Annotated in this window: 20 protein-coding genes; 10 read left to right on the forward strand and 10 right to left on the reverse strand. The window is 44.1% G+C overall.

The genetic code is table 11. The features are described 5' to 3' along the window. Positions 1-141: 141 nt before the first annotated feature. Genes N780_RS11045 through N780_RS11055 form a run of 3 tightly spaced genes read left to right on the forward strand, consistent with a single transcriptional unit; the run spans position 142 to position 5,234 of the window. Positions 142-1,440 carry a hypothetical protein gene (locus N780_RS11045; protein WP_036783752.1) on the forward strand — a complete coding sequence of 433 codons (1,299 nt, stop codon included), beginning with the start codon at positions 142-144 and terminating at the stop codon, positions 1,438-1,440. After that, entirely contained in the window at positions 1,424-3,406 is a 1,983-nt protein-coding gene (locus N780_RS11050; RefSeq protein ID WP_036783755.1) for an McrB family protein, read from the forward strand. The genes N780_RS11045 and N780_RS11050 overlap by 17 nt, the downstream gene beginning before the upstream one ends. Next, positions 3,390-5,234 (forward strand): hypothetical protein, encoded by a 1,845-nt coding sequence (locus N780_RS11055; protein ID WP_036783757.1) that lies wholly within the window; start codon positions 3,390-3,392, stop codon positions 5,232-5,234. Before N780_RS11050 ends, N780_RS11055 begins: the two co-directional genes overlap by 17 nt. 140 nt (positions 5,235-5,374) lie before the next feature. On the opposite strand, the gene N780_RS20060 is transcribed toward N780_RS11055, so the two are convergent. The 6 genes from N780_RS20060 to N780_RS19870 form a co-directional block, all read right to left on the reverse strand. After that, positions 5,375-5,521: a hypothetical protein gene (locus N780_RS20060; protein WP_198135854.1), complete on the reverse strand. Its 147-nt coding sequence runs from the start codon at positions 5,519-5,521 to the stop codon at positions 5,375-5,377. A gap of 87 nt (positions 5,522-5,608) precedes the next feature. After that, on the reverse strand, positions 5,609-5,788 hold the full coding sequence (locus N780_RS11060) for a hypothetical protein (RefSeq protein WP_036783759.1): 180 nt from the start codon (positions 5,786-5,788) through the stop codon (positions 5,609-5,611). A 54-nt stretch (positions 5,789-5,842) separates the two neighbouring features. After that, a complete protein-coding gene (locus tag N780_RS19865) occupies positions 5,843-6,013 on the reverse strand; it encodes a hypothetical protein (protein WP_156969157.1) in 171 nt (56 codons plus the stop codon). A gap of 45 nt (positions 6,014-6,058) precedes the next feature. Next, positions 6,059-6,412 carry a hypothetical protein gene (locus N780_RS11065; protein ID WP_036783762.1) on the reverse strand — a complete coding sequence of 118 codons (354 nt, stop codon included), beginning with the start codon at positions 6,410-6,412 and terminating at the stop codon, positions 6,059-6,061. A 371-nt stretch (positions 6,413-6,783) separates the two neighbouring features. After that, the gene (locus N780_RS11075; protein ID WP_036783767.1) at positions 6,784-7,008 is read right to left on the reverse strand and encodes a hypothetical protein; all 225 of its coding nucleotides are present in this window, start codon (positions 7,006-7,008) and stop codon (positions 6,784-6,786) included. Between the two features lie 151 nt (positions 7,009-7,159). Then, entirely contained in the window at positions 7,160-7,336 is a 177-nt protein-coding gene (locus N780_RS19870; protein ID WP_156969158.1) for a hypothetical protein, read from the reverse strand. Between the two features lie 222 nt (positions 7,337-7,558). Between N780_RS19870 and N780_RS11080 the strand changes: the two genes are divergently transcribed. Continuing rightward, a complete protein-coding gene (locus N780_RS11080; protein WP_036783768.1) occupies positions 7,559-8,473 on the forward strand; it encodes a methyl-accepting chemotaxis protein in 915 nt (304 codons plus the stop codon). A gap of 47 nt (positions 8,474-8,520) precedes the next feature. On the opposite strand, the gene N780_RS11085 is transcribed toward N780_RS11080, so the two are convergent. Beyond that, entirely contained in the window at positions 8,521-8,829 is a 309-nt protein-coding gene (locus N780_RS11085; protein WP_156969159.1) for a hypothetical protein, read from the reverse strand. A gap of 179 nt (positions 8,830-9,008) precedes the next feature. Between N780_RS11085 and N780_RS11090 the strand changes: the two genes are divergently transcribed. Then, a complete protein-coding gene (locus tag N780_RS11090) occupies positions 9,009-9,290 on the forward strand; it encodes a hypothetical protein (protein WP_036783778.1) in 282 nt (93 codons plus the stop codon). A 123-nt stretch (positions 9,291-9,413) separates the two neighbouring features. Continuing rightward, a complete protein-coding gene (locus N780_RS11095) occupies positions 9,414-10,340 on the forward strand; it encodes an oxidoreductase (RefSeq protein WP_036783781.1) in 927 nt (308 codons plus the stop codon). A 48-nt stretch (positions 10,341-10,388) separates the two neighbouring features. On the opposite strand, the gene dacB is transcribed toward N780_RS11095, so the two are convergent. Both dacB and N780_RS11105 read right to left on the reverse strand, forming a co-directional pair. Then, complete coding sequence (dacB, locus tag N780_RS11100; protein WP_036783784.1) at positions 10,389-11,876, reverse strand: D-alanyl-D-alanine carboxypeptidase/D-alanyl-D-alanine endopeptidase; 1,488 nt, start codon at positions 11,874-11,876, stop codon at positions 10,389-10,391. A gap of 884 nt (positions 11,877-12,760) precedes the next feature. Further along, complete coding sequence (locus tag N780_RS11105) at positions 12,761-13,429, reverse strand: type 1 glutamine amidotransferase domain-containing protein (RefSeq protein ID WP_036783787.1); 669 nt, start codon at positions 13,427-13,429, stop codon at positions 12,761-12,763. A gap of 194 nt (positions 13,430-13,623) precedes the next feature. Here N780_RS11105 and N780_RS11110 point away from each other — a divergent pair, with 194 nt between their 5' ends. The 4 genes from N780_RS11110 (at position 13,624) to N780_RS11125 (ending at position 17,799) form a co-directional block, all read left to right on the forward strand. Next, complete coding sequence (locus N780_RS11110; RefSeq protein ID WP_036783790.1) at positions 13,624-14,331, forward strand: winged helix-turn-helix domain-containing protein; 708 nt, start codon at positions 13,624-13,626, stop codon at positions 14,329-14,331. 169 nt (positions 14,332-14,500) lie between these two features. Further along, a complete protein-coding gene (locus N780_RS11115; RefSeq protein WP_052115020.1) occupies positions 14,501-15,817 on the forward strand; it encodes a copper amine oxidase in 1,317 nt (438 codons plus the stop codon). Positions 15,818-15,915: 98 nt separating this feature from the next. Next, complete coding sequence (locus tag N780_RS11120; RefSeq protein ID WP_084599539.1) at positions 15,916-16,926, forward strand: class F sortase; 1,011 nt, start codon at positions 15,916-15,918, stop codon at positions 16,924-16,926. Positions 16,927-17,097: 171 nt separating this feature from the next. Next, entirely contained in the window at positions 17,098-17,799 is a 702-nt protein-coding gene (locus N780_RS11125) for a phosphatase PAP2 family protein (RefSeq protein WP_052115022.1), read from the forward strand. A 444-nt stretch (positions 17,800-18,243) separates the two neighbouring features. Here the strand turns inward: N780_RS11125 and N780_RS20175 are convergent. Further along, on the reverse strand, positions 18,244-18,432 hold a 189-nt coding region (locus tag N780_RS20175), incomplete at its 5' end, for a hypothetical protein (protein ID WP_232299527.1).

Below are 18,432 nucleotides of genomic sequence, written 5' to 3' on the forward strand. Positions count from 1 at the left end.
CGCCTGCACCGTCAGCAGCTTGAGCCACTCTCCCCCCAAAAATTAAGACGCCCCCCATCATCCAATACATGTCAAGACTAGTAATAACCCGACTTTTTATCTATTATTTTACATATACCTATTTCTTAAGGAGTGGCTTTGATGACGACGGAGACGAAGGAAATAAGCCAGGAGTGGCTCGAGATACAAAAGACGGTAAAACGCGATTTTCTGAAACATGTTTCAAAAAAAGAGATGGCCAGAATTGCGCAGGTGTTCGACCTAAAAGTACAAGGGTTCTCAAAGAAACGATTGGTTTCTGCCCCACCTCCTATGCTAAAACAAGCGATCACAAAATTTATGGATTCACTTACGGACCTCAGAATCTTCTTCCGGGGATTTACAGGACCATTTATAGAGGATATGGAAGAGTACGAGTTTTCTGAGCTGATCTTACAAGCTTCCTTGCAAGAAAGCATGACCGATACGCAAAAAATGATGATTGTGGCTGTGCTTTTCCCTGAGCGATATGAAGACAACCGAAAGAGGATGATCGAGAATTTAGAGAACGGAGAAGATGTATACACAGGGCTTCAGGAATTCTCCTTAGAAGAAATCCTAAAAGGCCATGCGCAGAAACACGAAACAACGCTTCCTTCTCTCATCGGTTCATTCCTTGAGAAGCACACAGACATGGAAGATCTGCCTGAGGAGTTAGATCTTGTAACGTTTTTCGAGAAAGAGTATGAAGAGGATCACGACACACAAGCCTTACAAATTATAAGCGAATACGATTTGAACAATGAGGACTATTCTTCTGAAGAATTATACCCTTTATATAAACTTGCGCTCCATGAACTTATTACGCTTGCTGAGAGAACCATTACTAAGGCTGATGGAGAGCGTCAGGAAGCGCTCCATGAGAAGGCTTCTGCTGAACGGAAAGCAAGTCGGTATTATAAGCGACGCGATGATCTCCTTCGTCAGCTGAAAGAGAAAGAACAGGATCGGCAAGCTCGTGAAGAAGACCAAAGAGAAGAACGACTCGAGCTTCAAAGACAGAATGAATCGCTTGAACGTGAACTTGATAAAGTGCGCCAGGAGTATCAGGAGGCTACGAAGAAGCAAAAGATGGCCGAGGTAGATGTGTTCTCTGATGAGGATGATTTCTTATTTATTACGAACGATCTTGCCGAGCGGTACCAGTCTTTCATCCCAGAGAAGAAGCTGCTTACATACAATACAGATCGATCCTTTTCTGAGCAGTTTAAGTTCATCCCAGAGAACAAGTTAATCTTTATTGACACGAACGCCCTTTCATCTAAGTCGCAGCTTGAAGTCAGGAAGTATTTGCAACAGAAACCGTACAGCTATAAATTCGTCAGCGGATCTCCTCAGAGCGTGTTCCGCAAAATTATTTTCTACCTAGAAGGAGATGCAACCTATGAAGCTATCAACTAAACTCCCACATATCGTAAGAAGACAACTCGATGACAGCATCTTCGTTGGTCGATTAGCTACATCATCTGAAATTCATACCCAAACGTTTCAAGATTCACCGATTGTTTTAAGCGAACATTCAGACCGATTAACCTTTTATATTAAACCGTTGTCTCCTATCCCAAATGGACTGGCCCGTTATTTCGGTAAGATGAGTGATCTCTTAACAGGAAATACCAACTCGATGAACAATGTGCGCCTGTTGAATGATTTGATCAACTATGATCGTCTTCCCTATCCCGATATTAAGCCTCGTGTTGAAGCACTGTTTCAGGACAAGCTTGTTCTTTTTAAGTTGACCCATGCGAATGACAATATCTACGTTGAGTTGATTAAGCTTGAGCCCATCCAACCTGAAGAGGGATATGTTGTGATCCCTTCTCCTGATTTGCGTATCGGGGAGACGAATGAGGATCTTGAATCGAAGTTAACGAACGAGAAGCGTCCGATTACATTAAAGAAGTACCCGAACCTTTTCCCGTCTCCATCCATGGTTCTGTTCGAAAACACGCTCTATGAAGTCGACCTTGAGTCTAAGAGTAACTCGACAACGTATTTCCAGAAAGATGAAGCTTCTGTTCGGTATGCTTCTCTTGATCCGGATGAACTGATCGAACATGTTGATGCGGTATACGAACATCACTTGTATTTCTTGTCTAAACAAAAGTTTGCTAGTTTGTGTGAGCTTTTTGAAACGAAGAAAAAAGAGCTCTCGATTCACCCACAGCCTGAGGAAGAACCACCAGCAGCGCCTGTTGTTTCAAACGAGGAGCATTCTAAAGATCCGGCTCATGCTACTTCTGAGATGGAGTTTCTTCACCGTTTGCTCCATAAAGCAGGGTATGAGCACAAGATGTTTTACCGAGAAGAAGATCTGTATGCATTTCATATGAGTGTGAAGACGAATCCGCTTACGATTCTCGGTGGCATGTCTGGTACAGGGAAATCCCAACTCGCTCGCATATACGGGGAAACGTTAGGGTTAGTAGAAGGAGAGACGATGCTTTTCTTACCCATCTCCCCTTCTTACCAGGATCCAAATGATATACTTGGCTACTTGAATCCAACAACAGAGCTATTTCATGAGAGCGATACGGGGCTTGTGAGTCTGCTTCAACATGCTGCTAATTATCCGGATCAGCTACATATGGTTATTTTTGATGAGATGAATTTGTCGCAAGTCGAGCACTGGTTCAGCCCGTTTCTTTCGCTTCTTGAGATTAATGGGGACAAGCACTTACAGATCTTTAACGATCACGTGACGGAACAAAGTGGCCGCTACGGGTCTCGTATTAAACTTGGTGACAATTTAATCTTTGTTGGAACCGTGAACTTCGATGAGACGACGAAGTCATTCTCTGATCGGCTTCTTGACCGGACGAATATCATTACACCGAAGAAGCCGCCTTTTAAAGATACAATCGCTTTCTATGAAAAGGTTCACCGTTCTGTTCCTATTTCTCCTGAGGCGAGAAAGGTGAGCGCTTCTCATTTGAGAAAGGAATGGCGCTTTGCTCCTCAGGAGGTCGGACTTCATCTGTTGAATGAGTACGAGGTTCATACGCTTGATGCGATCCATACCCTTATGAATGAGAACGATCCCCAAAAGGGAGTCTCCTTCCGTGTGGCACTAGCGATTGCCGATTACTTGTGTAACGTACCGCATGAGAATGGACAGCCTTTACTTTCTAGACGCGAGCTGTTTGATTTCCAGATTAATCAGAGGATCTTAACGAAGATTAAGGGAATAGATACGTTTGCAGGGCCTATGGTTGGTGAAATGAGTACGCCTACAGATTATGTGGACGGCTCCCTTGCCCAACTCTTTAAATCCGACCGCGCTCAAATGGCTTCTGATTTTACCTTGTCTCTGAAAACCCTTCAGAACAAAGCAAAAGAGTTGATGATGTATGGCTTTACCAATTAATGAGCAAGAGACGGTCATGCTTGAGACTTTAGGAATTGGGCTTTATTTTCAGACAGGACGAAATGAAGTCAAAATCCATTCCCTAAGCCCTGACCAGAAACGACATAACCTTATGGAAACCATCGTGGAGGTTTATGAATATCAGAGGTGGAGTGTGTTACTGATTGACTGGAAGGCGAACCGTTCCGTTACCGTGCGCCTTCCTTCTAAGGAGGGCGAAGGGAGTTCACTTGAGATTTCGTTAGGGAAACACCAACAAGTGCAGCCATTATTTGATCCGGCAAAAGAAGACACCTTCCCTTGGCCGTGCGGGACGTTTCTGTTCGAAGTCGACATGGAAGGCCAAACGTATTACGGTGCTGTCCGCATCATTCCGCACCACTTCTCGAAGCAGCAGTTTAATAGAATTGCGGAGTATCTAGAAAAGGCATTAGATGGGCTGACCACAAACTACTATCAGGATGTAAGTCTATCTCTTAGCCCTGAACAGTTGATGGGAGAAAGCGACCTACGCTTTCTCCGCTGGCTAGATCGTTCCTTCCGAAAGTTGACGATCGCACTGGATTGGATTGAGAAAGAAAACCAAATGAACGTTAGGCGTCACTACCAGGTAGAATCTCATCCAGGTAGGATGGACCGGCAAAGTGTGAAATGGGAGCACTCCTTTAAAGGAGCTGTTATGAGCGGGACAAAGTTTTATAACCGGAAACATCGCCATGACGCCAACCTTCCTGAGAATCAACTCGTTAAATTGCGTACAAAAGCGATTCTACAGCGAATGGACACCCTTATTCAGTCACTCGAACATGAACGACTCGTCTTCTTGGATGAACATGAGAAACTTAAGGGTGAGATCAGACAAATTCAATCCGATCGTAGAAGCCCGCTTCACCATGTTACTTCTCATGATCAGACGTTGTTAAAGAACATGCAGAAGAGTAAAGAAAAGACAAAAGAAGCCCATGGATTGAAAATATCTAGTATGGATCAGATGCTTCAGAAGGTGAAGCCGTACAGGGAACAGCTCCGCTACGTCATCCGGCAGGGCTTCTGGAGTGATGTGGATGATGTGCATCCAAGGGTGCCTCGTTCTGTCCAAAGCCGTGGGTATATTTCGTTCCATAAGCTGTGGCATGAACTAGAAGAATCCGGAGGTCGGAAAGTTGCACCGCCGGCACCATCTTCAGGCTCTCCTTTGTTTCACTCTACTGGGAAAATGTATGAGTATTACACGCTCTTAACAATCGTCCAACTCATAACAGAGCGCGGCTTTTCTTTTAAGCAGGATACGCTAATGGGTCAGCTGCAAAAAGGATATCTACATTCAGAGCTCCAGGGCGGAACCACGGTCGTTTTAGCAAATGACGATGCGGAACTGCATGTCGTGTATGAACAAGAGCTTGAACATCGGTCCCGGGATGCGATTGCTAATGGAACGTATTTCTTCTCCAAGTTCAGAAGAAAAAAGCCAGATATCCGCATGGACTATTATAAGAAACAAGAGGGCGTCCCCCTCTATCATTCATCGATTGCCGTAGAAGTGAAGTATAGCCCCCTTCGTAATATCTACTCGCCTGATGGGAATACGAAAGCTGCTGAGCAAATGAACGAATACGTCGGCATTAAATATTATTGTCCGGTACGGAAGTCGTTCTATAACCGAATCCGTGAAGTACTCTGCGTCTACCCTGGAAGTCGCGCAGAACCTGTGCTGCTTGATACGGAAGCCGGTAAATTTATTCAGCTTTATCCTACAGAAGACGGGGCTGTTGGAATGGAAGCATTGGGGGCGGTGCTTGATGGGTGGTTAGATCTTGAGGTGTGGTGAGAACCAACTATTTAACGAATTCGCATACATCTAGTAAAAAACGGCTCAAGGTTTCGTATGAAACCTGAGCCGTTTTTCTGCTGATTCCTCCTATGCGGGAAGAATGCCTTCAACCATTTTTCTTCGCTAATTAAATAGGATTACTGGAAAATACCGATAACCCAAACAATCAAATAGATTGGAACTGCGACCATTAGCATACCTGAGAGTAAATAACTAATCGACCTAATCATAAATTTAAAAATATCATATAGAGCACCTGCTAGATCATCCACAAATCTCAACACATTAAACCTCTCCTTACTTAGGAATAACAGTTCTTTAGGGTTATTTATTTGTCCTAGACAAGAAATAGCCATTTAAGGGAATGCTTTTTAGTCCTGAGTTATTGAGCCATTCCTTTTCTTTGTTGATAACATATAGACACCTACAGCAATAAGCATTAAAAAGACTAAATTAATTAAACGATAAATCAATTCAACTCCGTCAAATAGATCTAGAACACCGTGTATAAATACAGCGAAGAATATGAAATACATTACTATGTTTTTCATAGTACTCCTCCTTTTTTTAGTGTTTACGTACAGTCCTTCAACCCCTCACGCCTGCTAATCAGCTGATTGTTCCTTCAATTGCTCGTTCAACTGCTTCATTTGTTCAATTAACTGCTCATTTTGCTTAATCTGTGCCTCTGAGTTCTTACTTAAGATGCGCAGCCATCTGAAGATGAACGCGATGGCTAGTACAATGATCATCCATAAAGCTGTTGCGATTTCCATACAGCGTGATCCCTCCTTAACCTTTTTAAACTAACTAGCACTTTTCTATGCCAAAACCGATTCAGACCTGCGTCTTCTCAAAATCTCATCTGTCACAAAGAATAGAGCTGCAACGGGTACCGCGTAGACAAAAAAGAAAGGGTTTACTATAACCGGAATGGTAAGGCCCATATGAAAGATAAAAGAGAACATTACACGCGCATCTCCAAAGTTTCTGGTCATCTTCTCAATCCCCATGGAGCCTAATCCTCCAAGGAGCGTTCCACCACCAATATAAATCATATAAATGAATACGTTCGATAGGACCCCGTCACTTTCAAATAACGGAAACTGAACACCAAAGAACAAGGAAGTGACGATTGTCGTAATCAGTGCTGTAAAAATTTTCCTAAGTATCATGGCGACCCCTTCTTTTTCTCATAAATAGTTTCGTATTTCTTATCCATTTTTCGAATAAGAGCTCTTACCCCAAAACTGATCCACATGAACACAGCCAAAAAGAGAGCATGCATACTATTCTCCACCCATGCGATCCCATCAGCCCATAAGAGATCGAGAACGACCCTAATGGAAAACAAGCCTAGGAACACAAAGGCACATACACGAAATACCCGTGACACTCGATCAACTCCCTCCTGTGTTTTTAACCGCTCACGAAATCCATTTCTTTATCATTCATATCATTCTATGTAACTTATTTTCCCTTTTTATACGGATTCTAGCTTCTGTAGGTTTCATATCTCAACAAATCTCAATGGGTTATTTTTCAATTATGACTCCCTAATCCATTTGAAAACATAACGAACCGTTAATGCTGAGAACGGGAAGTTAGCCAATACCGCCACCCAGCTTAAGAAGTACGTAACATGATTTGATGGCAGTATGTTATAAAACAGAAACACGATCACCCGCCAATAAAACACTAAAAAGACAATAAACAAGAAAAAGCCAAGGACCTGCTCTTTATCAGGAAGATACTTATCCGCTGCTTTCATCACCCATCACCCCTATCAGCTTAACTGTAAAATAACCCCAGTAAAATGTAAATATTTTTATACAGTAAAGGAATGAAGGGTGTCTGGCACGCGTTACTCCTTTACTGTATTAAAAAAGCACTTCTGCTTTGAGCAGAAGTGCTTGATAGGGTTAGGGTGTTGTTTGGGTGCGGATTCTTTTCTTCAGTGAGCGGGCGTTCCATGCACAGACAATGGCTGCAACCCCGTCTATGATTGGTATGGTACCTGCCGTAAAGATTGAAAAGAAAAAGGAAATCGCAAATATAGCAGCTAACACAATCATGAGGTAGAATAAGAATTTTATCATAAGTAAACTGGATTCCTCCCTGTCATTTCCTCCCCCAATGGTAACACATCTGTGTCTACTCAACTATCGTCTTTGAGCAGGAACAGTCAGATGAAAATCACCCTAAAAGCAAGCCATAATCTTTTTTTAACTAAAATGATTCTCAAAGTCCATTACTAGGATGTTTTTCAGTTGATTGTTCCCATCAGGAAAACTATCATAATAAATAAGGGGGATAAGACCATGACGACCACAACAGATATTCAAACAAATATTCATGATTACCACGTGGTGCAAGCGATCGAGGATAACCTCGCCACAATCCGTTTTGATTTAAATCGCCGAGTTCAATTTGTGAACGATAACTTCGCTAAAGGCCTTGGGTATACAAGAGATGAGATGTACGGAATGCTTCATAGTGAGCTTTGCTTTCCTGAGTTCAGCCAAGGTCAAAGCTATGAGTCATTTTGGCGCGACTTGGCGAAAGGGAAGTCTTTTCAAGATAAAATTAAGCGAAAAGATGCGAGTGGTGAAGCCATTTGGTTAGAGGCTACATATATGCCCGTTAAAGATGATTCCAACCGAGTAGTCGGTGTTTTTAAAGTTGCTACGAACATTACAGCACGTCAGAACACCATCCACACAGTAGCAAGCAAATTGGAAGCGATGTCAGAAGACCTGACTTCAAAATCACAGTTTGGGATCGAACGCAGCCAGGACGTTTTGAAAACGATTGAAAGCATCTCAAAAGTCTCGACTTCAAATATCCAGACACTAAACAATCTCCAACAAGATGCAAAAAGCATTCAAGGAATTGTGAAGACGATTAAAGATATCGCCGCGCAGACCAACTTACTTGCCTTAAACGCCGGTATCGAAGCAGCGAGGGCTGGGGAGCATGGAAGAGGATTTGACGTGGTGGCCAAAGAAGTAAAGAAACTATCAGAGAAGGTAGACGGCTCGATTAAAGAGGTTAAGACGAGCATCGAGTCTATTTCAAATGAAATCAATACCATCACGACTGGCACCGAACAAGCTCAATCGAGCATTCAAGATAGCCAAAAGCAAATTCAAGAGGCTCTCGAGGACTTCGCTAATATTCTTAAAGCTGCACATTCTCTAGAAAATCAAGCCAAAGATTTCTCTACTATTCTATAACTAGCAAAGCTACCGCATTTGGCGGTAGCTTTGTGTATAAATGAACCCTAATCATTACCTACGATTTCAGAAGGCTTCACTAAGCGGAAAGCACTCAGAAACACGACAAGACCGTTCACGAAATATGGAACAGAAGCTAGAACTCCAATCGTTCCGGCAAGTCCTTCACCTTTGTCCAGTAACTGAATTCCCATACTAAGGGCAAACATAAAGAGTGGGGTGGAGAAAACAAACAACATCCCCGCCCAAAGGCGCTTCTTAAAATCGCTCCCTGCATAATGAAAAGCAAATCGATTCACTGCGTAAAACACACCTACAACCATAATAGCTAATAGAACCCATGTAAGGATTTCCAAATTCGGTCCCTCCTTTCCAAAATCAGCACACCCAAACTCTACCACATCTCTTCTCCTTCTATCACCTCAAAATGACAGAGAATTGTCCGACCCCATGCTTTATGCCCATTTTTGTATGATTTTACCACTAATAGTGTTATAATGGAATAAGATGAATTGGAACAAAATGGGGTGGAAAGATGATCTATATCCTATATTTGATTCCTATAATTTTAGGAATCTATTATATCGCGAATGGCATCCGCCACATCGGCGTTTCTCATTTTCTCGCACCTTTAATACTCGGTCCAATCTCTCTTATTGTTATACTTTGGCGTATTTTTGGTGAATTCGAGAACGATGGGGCCAAAATGCTCCTTTTCGTGATCGCCGTCGTACTCAGCTCTTCTTTTATGTTTACTTCGATGGTCCCTACAGAAAAGGTATTTTCCGCCCAGTCTGAAAATCAGAAGATCGATTAAGGAAAACTCTAAGTGATGGAACTTAGAGTTTTTTCTTGTTTCAATGCCTAATCGTTTTCATATGGAGCACAAACGTTTAACATGAGTATAGCTACATAACCACCAAGAAAGGTCGTGTTCCATATGTTTCCACACCACTGGTCTGTGGACAAAATCCCTTCGATGCAGGGTCAAGTCGTCATCGTAACAGGCGGAAATAGCGGATTGGGTCTAGAAGCTGTCCGCGTCTATGCTACAAAAGGAGCGACAGTAATTCTAGCTTGTCGTTCTCTCGATAAAGGCTACGAAGCCGCTCACCACATCTTAGCCATGTTCCCTCAAGCCAACATTGATGTGATGAAGCTTGATCTGGCTAGCCTTCAATCGGTTCATACTTTCTGTGAACAATTCAAAATGAAATACAACAAACTAGACATCTTAATGAACAACGCAGGAGTCATGACAACCCCATATGGAAAAACAGAAGACGGATTCGAGCAACAGCTTGGCATTAACCACCTCGGCCATTTCGCTCTCACTTCCCTTCTGTTTGATCACTTGAAAAAAGGAGATCACGCTCGAATTGTGAACATCAGCAGCAATGCTCACAAACAAGGTGACCTTGATTTTGATAACTTAATGTACGAAGGCGGCAAAGGCTATTCTCCTATGAAAGCCTACTCCCGTTCCAAGTTAGCGAATCTATTATTCACCTTCGAGCTACAGCGCCGCATTGAACAGGCAGGCTTAGACATTAAAGTCCTCGCTGCTCACCCAGGTGGTGCCAATACGAACCTAGCAAGACACATTGAAAATAAGTTCTTATTTAAGATGCTTCGTGGTGTGCTTGAACGGATTACGCAAAGCGCGTACGACGGAGCCCTTCCAGGCATTCGCGCCGCGACAGACCGGGATGCAAAGGGAGGCCAGTACTACGGCCCATCAGGGAAGTGGGAAATGAAAGGCGACCCTGTTCTCGTTGAACCGAAGACGCGAGCTCTTGATGTGAACGATGCGGACCTCTTATGGAAAGAATCAGAGCGACTGACGGGTGTTCCGTTTACAGTATAATCACACAGGAAAGGGACTTGTTCTTCGTGAACAAGTCCCTTTTTTATACTACTCACCGTAATTAGCAAGCGTAATCGCGATTCTATCTTCAATGTCTTGAGCAGAATCTAAATAGTTGTTTAGGATGATAGAAAAGATCAACTCTTCCCCGTTCTCCGCCGTTACATATCCAGACAGAGACGTCACACCGGTTAACGAACCTGTTTTCGCTTGGACATTCCCTTCTGCTGAGGTATCTCCCATCCGATATCGCAGCGTCCCTCCTTCAAATCGATCACCGTCACCAGCTACAGGTAAGGACGTTAAGTACTCATCAAACCACTCTTCCTTTTTCACTTTATATAAAAGGTCTGAGATTTCATTAGCCGGAACCATGTTGACGTGCGACATGCCTGATCCATCGCGGAGACGCATCGTATCTGCATTAACGCCAATGTCTGACAGGTAGGCTTCTACCACATTCAACCCTTCTTCCCAGCTTCCTTCACCATGGGTGATTTTCCCCATTTCTTTCACTAACACTTCAGCATGTCCATTGTTACTCAGCTTCATAAACGGAATAAGCAGTTCTTCAAGCGGCATAGACTCTTTAGAAACGAGCAGTTCAGCTCCATCTGGCGCCTTACCATCCAGATGTTGCTCCCCTTTCACTTTAATGCCCTCATTCTCTAAAGCCTGATGGAAAATATCTAATGCCAAGCCTGATGGTTCAGACACCGCCACCCAAGAACGGGAACGACTTCCGTCCACTGGGATCGTGCCTTCCACAACAATTTGATTCGTCCCATGCTCCCTTTCGATTGAAATGTCCTTTTCCTCATCAGCAGCTACTGTTTCTGTTCTATTGATAATATCAATGTAATCCGTCTCAGGCGTTACTTGAACGTCAGCTTGTTCCCCTTCTTTATCTGAAGGATAGGCAGCAACGATAACCGTACCGGCATCATAGTCTTCATTAGGCGCTGCTGTTAGCGCGGATACTTGAGCCGCATAGTAGTTCGTTTCATCATTCCAAGAAATATCCTCTGACAATCGTACATCATCATACCATGTATCATCAGCAATCAGGTCGCCTTTAATTTCGCGAACCCCAGACTCTCTTAAAGACTCAGCCATCTCCTCGAAATCTTCCTTCATTAAAGTAGGATCTCCCTTACCTTTCAGATACAAGTCACCGTGCAACTTGCCCCCTTTCATTTCCCCATCAGCCAAAACCTCTGTCGGAAAACGGTATTCAGACCCTAACGTGTCAAGCGCGGCTGCGGCGGTCAACAGTTTCATATTCGAAGCCGGCTTTAAGCGAAGATCTTCATTGTATTCATACAACACTTCCCCCGTCTCCGCCGAACGCACACTAACCCCAGCAAGCGCCCCATCCAAACTTTCATCACTTAAGATCTCAGTCAGCTTAGAAGACAACGCATCCTCTTCATCTGTTGCGTTAATCTCAGTGACTGGAGCAGATTGATACGGAGCCAGTAACAAAAACGAAGCAAGAAACAGGACAATGACTTGTTTACCTTTTTTCGAAAACATATGTATGGATATTCCTCCTTGTGTTCTGTAGTAGTCCCAACACTACCAAAGAATACAGAAAATTCAATCATTTATAAGGGGATTTATGGAAAACAGAACCATTGTATGACATTTTTTATGACTTTAGCCTTATTCAGGATGCCCTGCGGTATTGAGTTCATTCAGTTAGGAAGATGTATATGGAAGCTGGTGGGGGGCCGGCCAGGGGGGGGCTTGAGCCGGTTTTCGCTGACTTGAGCCGCTGATCGCGAGCCTGAGCCACTTGTCTGCTACTTGAGCCAGTTAATCCAGAACCAGACCTCCGCTACCTAATTAGCTGACTGACTTGAGCCGGATTTTTCTAATCTTGAGCCATTATGTCGCAACTTAAGTCAGTTCTCCCCTACTTGAGCCAGTATCCCTTGACTTGAGCTGGTATTTTCATGTCTTGAGCCGTTTTTCTCAAATCTTGAGTCGGTACGCTCTCTTCTTGAGCCGTTTGAGCCCAACTTGAGCCGGTATCCACTAACTTGAGCCATTAAGCTTAAAACCAGACCTCCCTCCCCTAATTAACGAGCTGACTTGAGCCGATTTCTTCTCATCTTGAGCCAGTATGACGTAACTTAAGCCAGTTCTCCCCTACTTGAGCCAGTATTCCTTGACTTGAGCTGTTATTTTCTCGTCTTGAGCCGATTCTTCCAAATCTTGAGCCGATCCGCTCTCTTCTTGAGCCGTTTGAGCCCAACTTGAGCCGATGCGCCCACACTTGAGCCGCTACATCACAGCTCGAGTCGTTGACCTCCAACTCGAGCCACTACGCATCCACAGTGATCTTCCTAACTCGTACCACACAAAAAACTGCAAAGGTCACATAGACCTTTGCAGCTTTAACTCTATCTTCAATTTTAGAATTCAACTAGCGCCTCAATGACTTTCTGAGCTGTGCTTTCAGATGACATTGGGTTTTGACCAGTCACGAGTTTGCCGTCGCGGACAGAGTAGTCGGTCCAGTCTTCGCCTCGTTCGAATTCTGCGCCTTGTTCGCGTAGTTTGCTTTCAAGTAAGAATGGCATATGGTCTTCTAGCTCCATGCCGCGTTCTTCTGAATCTGTGAAGGCGTTGACTTTCTTGCCTTTCACGATAGGGGTGCCGTCTTCGTACGTTGCGTTAACAAGTCCAGCTGGGCCGTGGCATACGGAGCCGATGACTTTGTCATTTTCAGCAAACTGTTGAAGGGCATATTGCAATGTTTCGCTATCTGGGAAGTCGAACATCGCGCCGTGGCCACCTGGTAAGAAGATGGCGTCATAGCCTTCGTCGACAATGTCTTTCGTTAGTTCTTCTGTATCTTCAAGTTGCAAGCGTGCTTCTGTCCATTTTGGTGTTTCCTCATCAGGTACACTATTTGGATCTAGCTCGACTTTACCTCCTGAAATAGAAGTTACACGAACATTGTAGCCCTGTTCTCTGAACATATTGTAAGGGGCTGCGAATTCTTCAAGCCATAAGCCTGTTTTATGTTGATCCGTTAATTTAGTGTGATTGGTTACGACCATTAGTATATCTTTAGACATGATTGTTCCTCCTCTAAAAATCTTAATACTTTTATATCGTCTCACATCCTCCTCTATACCCTCTTCATCTCAAAAATACTCATTTTTTATCAAAATTTTTTTCTGTTCGATCTGCGGTAGGTTCTTAAAACCCGTCTATTGACGCTTGCAAAATTCCCAGAAAACCTTCATATTTGAGGAAAAGGAGGCCGAAAATGCGACACGACATACAACAAAATGAACGAGCGTTTTCCACGAAAGAAGTGGCCGAAGAAGTAGGAATCGCTACCACGACCGTACGTCGATATGGCCAAATCCTGGAACGGAACGGTTATGAATTTTTTAAAGATGGCGACAGACGGATTTTCGTAAAATCAGATGTGGAATCGATTCGCGCGATCAAAGAAACCTCCCTCACCCAAGATGAAGCAGCCCAGGAGGTTGTAGCCAAACAAAAGGAAATGTTAAGCGGTTATAATGAACGAGCGATCGCGACGGCAGGTACATATAACCAAAATCTATCGGATCCGAAGCAGACTCAGGAACTGTTGCAACTTCTAGCGACTGAACTAGCAGCATCTCGTGAAATGAATGTGCAGCTTAAACAAGATATGGATGATTTGAAGACGACTGTCTCCCGCCTCCAGCAAGACCACCACGTCATTAGCTCCGGAGTCGGCAACTTCTCTCAAAAAACCCATACAAAGATGGATAAAATGATCGAAGAACAGAAAACTCAATATGAAACATTACTCCAACAAGAGCGTGAAAAAAGCGAAGCCTTACAGCAAGAACTGCGCCAAATCCGCGAAGATCAGCAAAAGGAATGGGAAGCGCAGAACGCATTTAACCAGCAACTTGAAGTAACGGTGAAGAACTCTAAAAGCCCATTAGAGCGATTGCTCGACTTGTTCCGTAAATAACTCATCCAGACTTCTACATCAGGCGAACGCCTCCCTGAGCCGGGAGTCTTTTTTATTTTTCTAGATTTTTTTCAGAAACAAGGTGATCCAAATCGATTCTTCTCTCGATAGCTATGTGAACAGAAAAAAACCTCACATACACAACTTTCAAAAAGGAGAGAATCGATTTATGAAAAAAGTATTCGCCCTGACGATGGCCTTTCTTCTTCTCGTGCCATCGGTATCCATGGCCCAAACGAACTCAGGACCAACGGCTAAGACACCAGCTGCTGATTTACGAGCTACACTAAGCCAACTTCTATCCAATCACTTTGTTTATCAAACGATATCGATGACGAAAACGTATGACGGCGCTAAAGATGTCGAGGCGGTTAATGAGGCGCTTGAACGAAATGCGAATGATTTAAAGAAAGCCATTGAATCGATTTATGGAAAAGAAGGCGCAGAGCAATTTGAGAAGATCTTTGACTCTCAGTACGAGAACACACCAGGGCTTGCTGAAGCAGTGAAGAATGGAAATAAGGAAGCTGCGGAGCAAGCGAAGCAACAGCTCACCCAAGAATTTCCGAAAGAACTAGGGAACTTCTTAAGCGAAGCAACTGGCGGCAACCTGCCTGCTGACACGGCAGAAAAAGTATTACGCGCCCATGAACAAGATGTACAAGATGTATTCAACGCTTATGTTGATGGGGATTATAAAAAGGCCTATCAAACATTCCGTACCGGATTTGATCGCATGTTTGATATCAGTAAAGCTTTATCAGGTGCGATCGTCACACAGAACAAAGAGCAATTTAATCACACCATGGTCGACACGAAAGCGGCTGACCTTCGTTCTTCTCTAAATCAGCTTGCTTCTGAACACTTCGCATTGGCCACACTTGAGATGCAAAAAGGATTTGACCAGGCTGAAGATTATGATTTTGTAACTTGGGCTGAAGACCAGCAAACCGCCGATTTTAAATCGGCTATCCAATCCATTTATGGAGAAGAAGCTGCTGATCAGTTTGAGAAAGTGTGGCAGAAAGACCACATTGCAGCTCAATCACAAGTTGTAGCAGCTACCCTCCAAGACAATAAAGAGGAGAGAGAACAAGCTGAAGAACGCCTGCAAGATTTCTCACAAGAATTTGGGATGTTCTTATCTCAAGCAACAGATGGCGAACTTCCAGAGGATAGAGCGAAAGAGACGGTTTGGATGCATGAAGAAGATGTGCTCATGACCTTTGACCACTATGTGAACGAAGATTATGCTTCCACTTATAAATCTTTTGATAAAGGATTTGCTTACATGTACAACGTCGGCGAAACGTTAAGTGAAGCCATTGTAAAGCAAATGCCAGACACCTATAAAATGATGCCATCTGAAATGCCAGATACAGGTCTTGGCACGAGTGAGCAAACTGGCTCAACTTGGATTTGGGTCACCTTCTTAAGCCTCGCTCTTCTATCAGGCGGCGTGCTAGCGACTAGAAAGCGTGCATAGTCCCTACACACATTCGGATTAATTGAGGGGCCATTCGCCTCTCTTTTTTTCCGTTGTGCTATCATGAAAACAAGGTAAAGGAAAGAAAGGTGATGGGTATGAAATGGAAAACGTACTTCGGAATCGTAGGCATTGCTTTCCTTCTCCTTCTCGGCTATGAAAATAATGTGTTCGCCAACCTTCTTAATCAAGGAGAGCAGATGAAACAGGGAGAGGAAGTCGAACAGGTAGCGAGTCTGGAGGAATCGACTTATTTAAACGAAGAAGAGGATCAAATGAATGACCCGCTCGCGCAGGAGTTTACGGTTCTTAACCAAACCGAAAACATGAACTCTTCGAACGTGAATACCGATGATCCTGAGGAACGAAAAGATGAAGGAATTGTCCCTACTCACCTATCAATCCCAGCTATTGACGTGGACACTCAGATTGAAAAGGTCGGGATTCTCGACAACGGACAAATGGGCGTACCAGACAGCACGAAGACCGTTGGCTGGTTTGAACCCAGCACAAAGCCTGGCAACACGGGTAACTCCGTCATCGCAGGGCACGTTGACAGTTACAAAGGTCCAGCTGTTTTCTTCTATCTAAAAGATCTTGAAAAAGGGGATGAGGTAACGGTCACAGACAAGGATGGAGAAAAACGCACCTATATCGTGAAAGCGTTAGAGAGCTATCCGTATGACAATTCCCCGATAGAAGAGATCTTCGGTACAACCGATAAAAAGCGACTGAATCTGATTACATGTACCGGAACATTTGATCAGGAAACAAACAATCACTTAGAACGATTGGTCGTCTATACGGAGCTAAAAGAAACGGAGCAGCAAACGAAGGAAAAACAAGTGGAGAAGGAACTAGAAGCTCCTCAGAAAGTCGAAGTAAATGGTACGTTCGTAACGTGGCATGCTGTGCGTGATAAAGATGTAATCGGGTACCGCGTCTACCGCAGCGCTGACGGGGAAACGTTTGAAAAAGTAGCAAGCGTATCTTCATTTGAACGTAAGAATTACACAGACCCAGATGCCTCAGAGTACACGTATTACGTCACCGCGGTTGATGAGAACGGAAATGAATCAGAGCCTTCAAAGAAAGCAACAGCCAACTAAATAGAAAAAGCCCATCCCTTTTAAAACTCTCCCTTAGCGGAGAGTTTTTTGTAGGAGGTGTTGGAATCTATCCCCTTTATATTCGAATGTCTCATGCCACGTTTCACCCTGCCCCCTCAAGGGTATTTTTATTGACAACCACAATTCTAACAATCTTTAAGGGAGGTTATTATGCAGAAACCTATTCTACTATCCGATCGAGCCAAACCATCTGCCTTGTGGGGGCCTGCCCTTTTATTCGTCCTTATCTTTCTCTCATCGATCTTCATTATTGGTGAGATGGCGATGGCTTCAGGAAAATTGTCCATCGATCAGTGGGCATTCAATGTAGCAAGTCAAGCTCCATCCTGGATGACTGCTGCCATGCTCTCGGTCACAAAAGCAGGCTCTGTCCTGTGGCTAAGCGTTCTCTCCGTTCTTACCCTCCTCTACCTACTATTCTTCTCCCCATTTAGTCGTTGGGTTGGAGTGTACTTTGCGGTTAATATGATTGGTGTTAGTTCGCTTACGAAACTATTGAAGATCTCCTATAATCGAGAACGTCCTGAACAGACGCAATACGCAGGCGAGTCGTCGAGCTTCCCAAGCGGTCACACCTCAGGAGCCGTTGCCTTTTATGGATTTCTTATTTATCTGATTTCAATTAGCCACCTATCCAGCATGATGAAATGGTCGTTGAACATTGTGCTGACTCTCTTCATGCTCGCAATCGGCATCAGCCGCATCTTCGGTAGCATCCACTTCTTCACCGACGTCCTAGCCGGCTTCGCCATCGGGTTCGGATGGCTGATGATGTGTATAGCAGGTATTGAAGTGACATTGAAAAAACGTAAACAAAAACAAGCATCACAAGAAACAAACGTCCAGGCTTAGAGGCCTGGGCGTTTTTTGTATGGTGGAGGTTTTGTTAGGAATGAGCCTGCGATGGGCTGCGAATATGATGCGGGTAGGGAGATAGCTTGGGCACGGCGACTTGAGCCGCTTTTTCTTCAACTTAAGCCGTTCCTGCGTCCACTTAAGCCGTCCCGTGCTAACTTGGGCCGCTATGCGCTGACTTGAGCCGTTATTTTTTCCTCTTGAGCCGATTTCTTTTAAACTTGAGTCGTTTCGCAACGAACTTGAGCCGGTCTCCCCAAACTTGAGTCACTCCGCCCCGACTTGAGCCATAATTCAAAGCCCCGCCAGATCACCTGCGGGGCTTGAGCCGTTTTTTCTTCAACTTGAGCCAGTTCTCTTTCTTTTGAGCCATTATCTGGCTGACTTGAGCCGTTTCGCCCGAACTTGAGCCGCGATTTTCAGCTCTTGAGCCGATTTCTTTTAAACTTGAGTCATTTTCCAACGAACTTGAGTCACTTCGCCCAAACTTGAGCCACTCCGCCCAACTTGAGCCGGTCTCCCCAAACTTGAGCCACCCCGCCCCGACTTGAGCCATAATTCAAAGCCCCGCCAGATAACCCGCGGGGCTTGAGCCGTTTTTTCTTCAACTTGAGCCAGTTCTCTTTCTTT

It is taken from the genome of Pontibacillus chungwhensis BH030062 (genome assembly GCF_000770675.1).
Lineage (GTDB): Bacteria > Bacillota > Bacilli > Bacillales > BH030062 > Pontibacillus > Pontibacillus chungwhensis.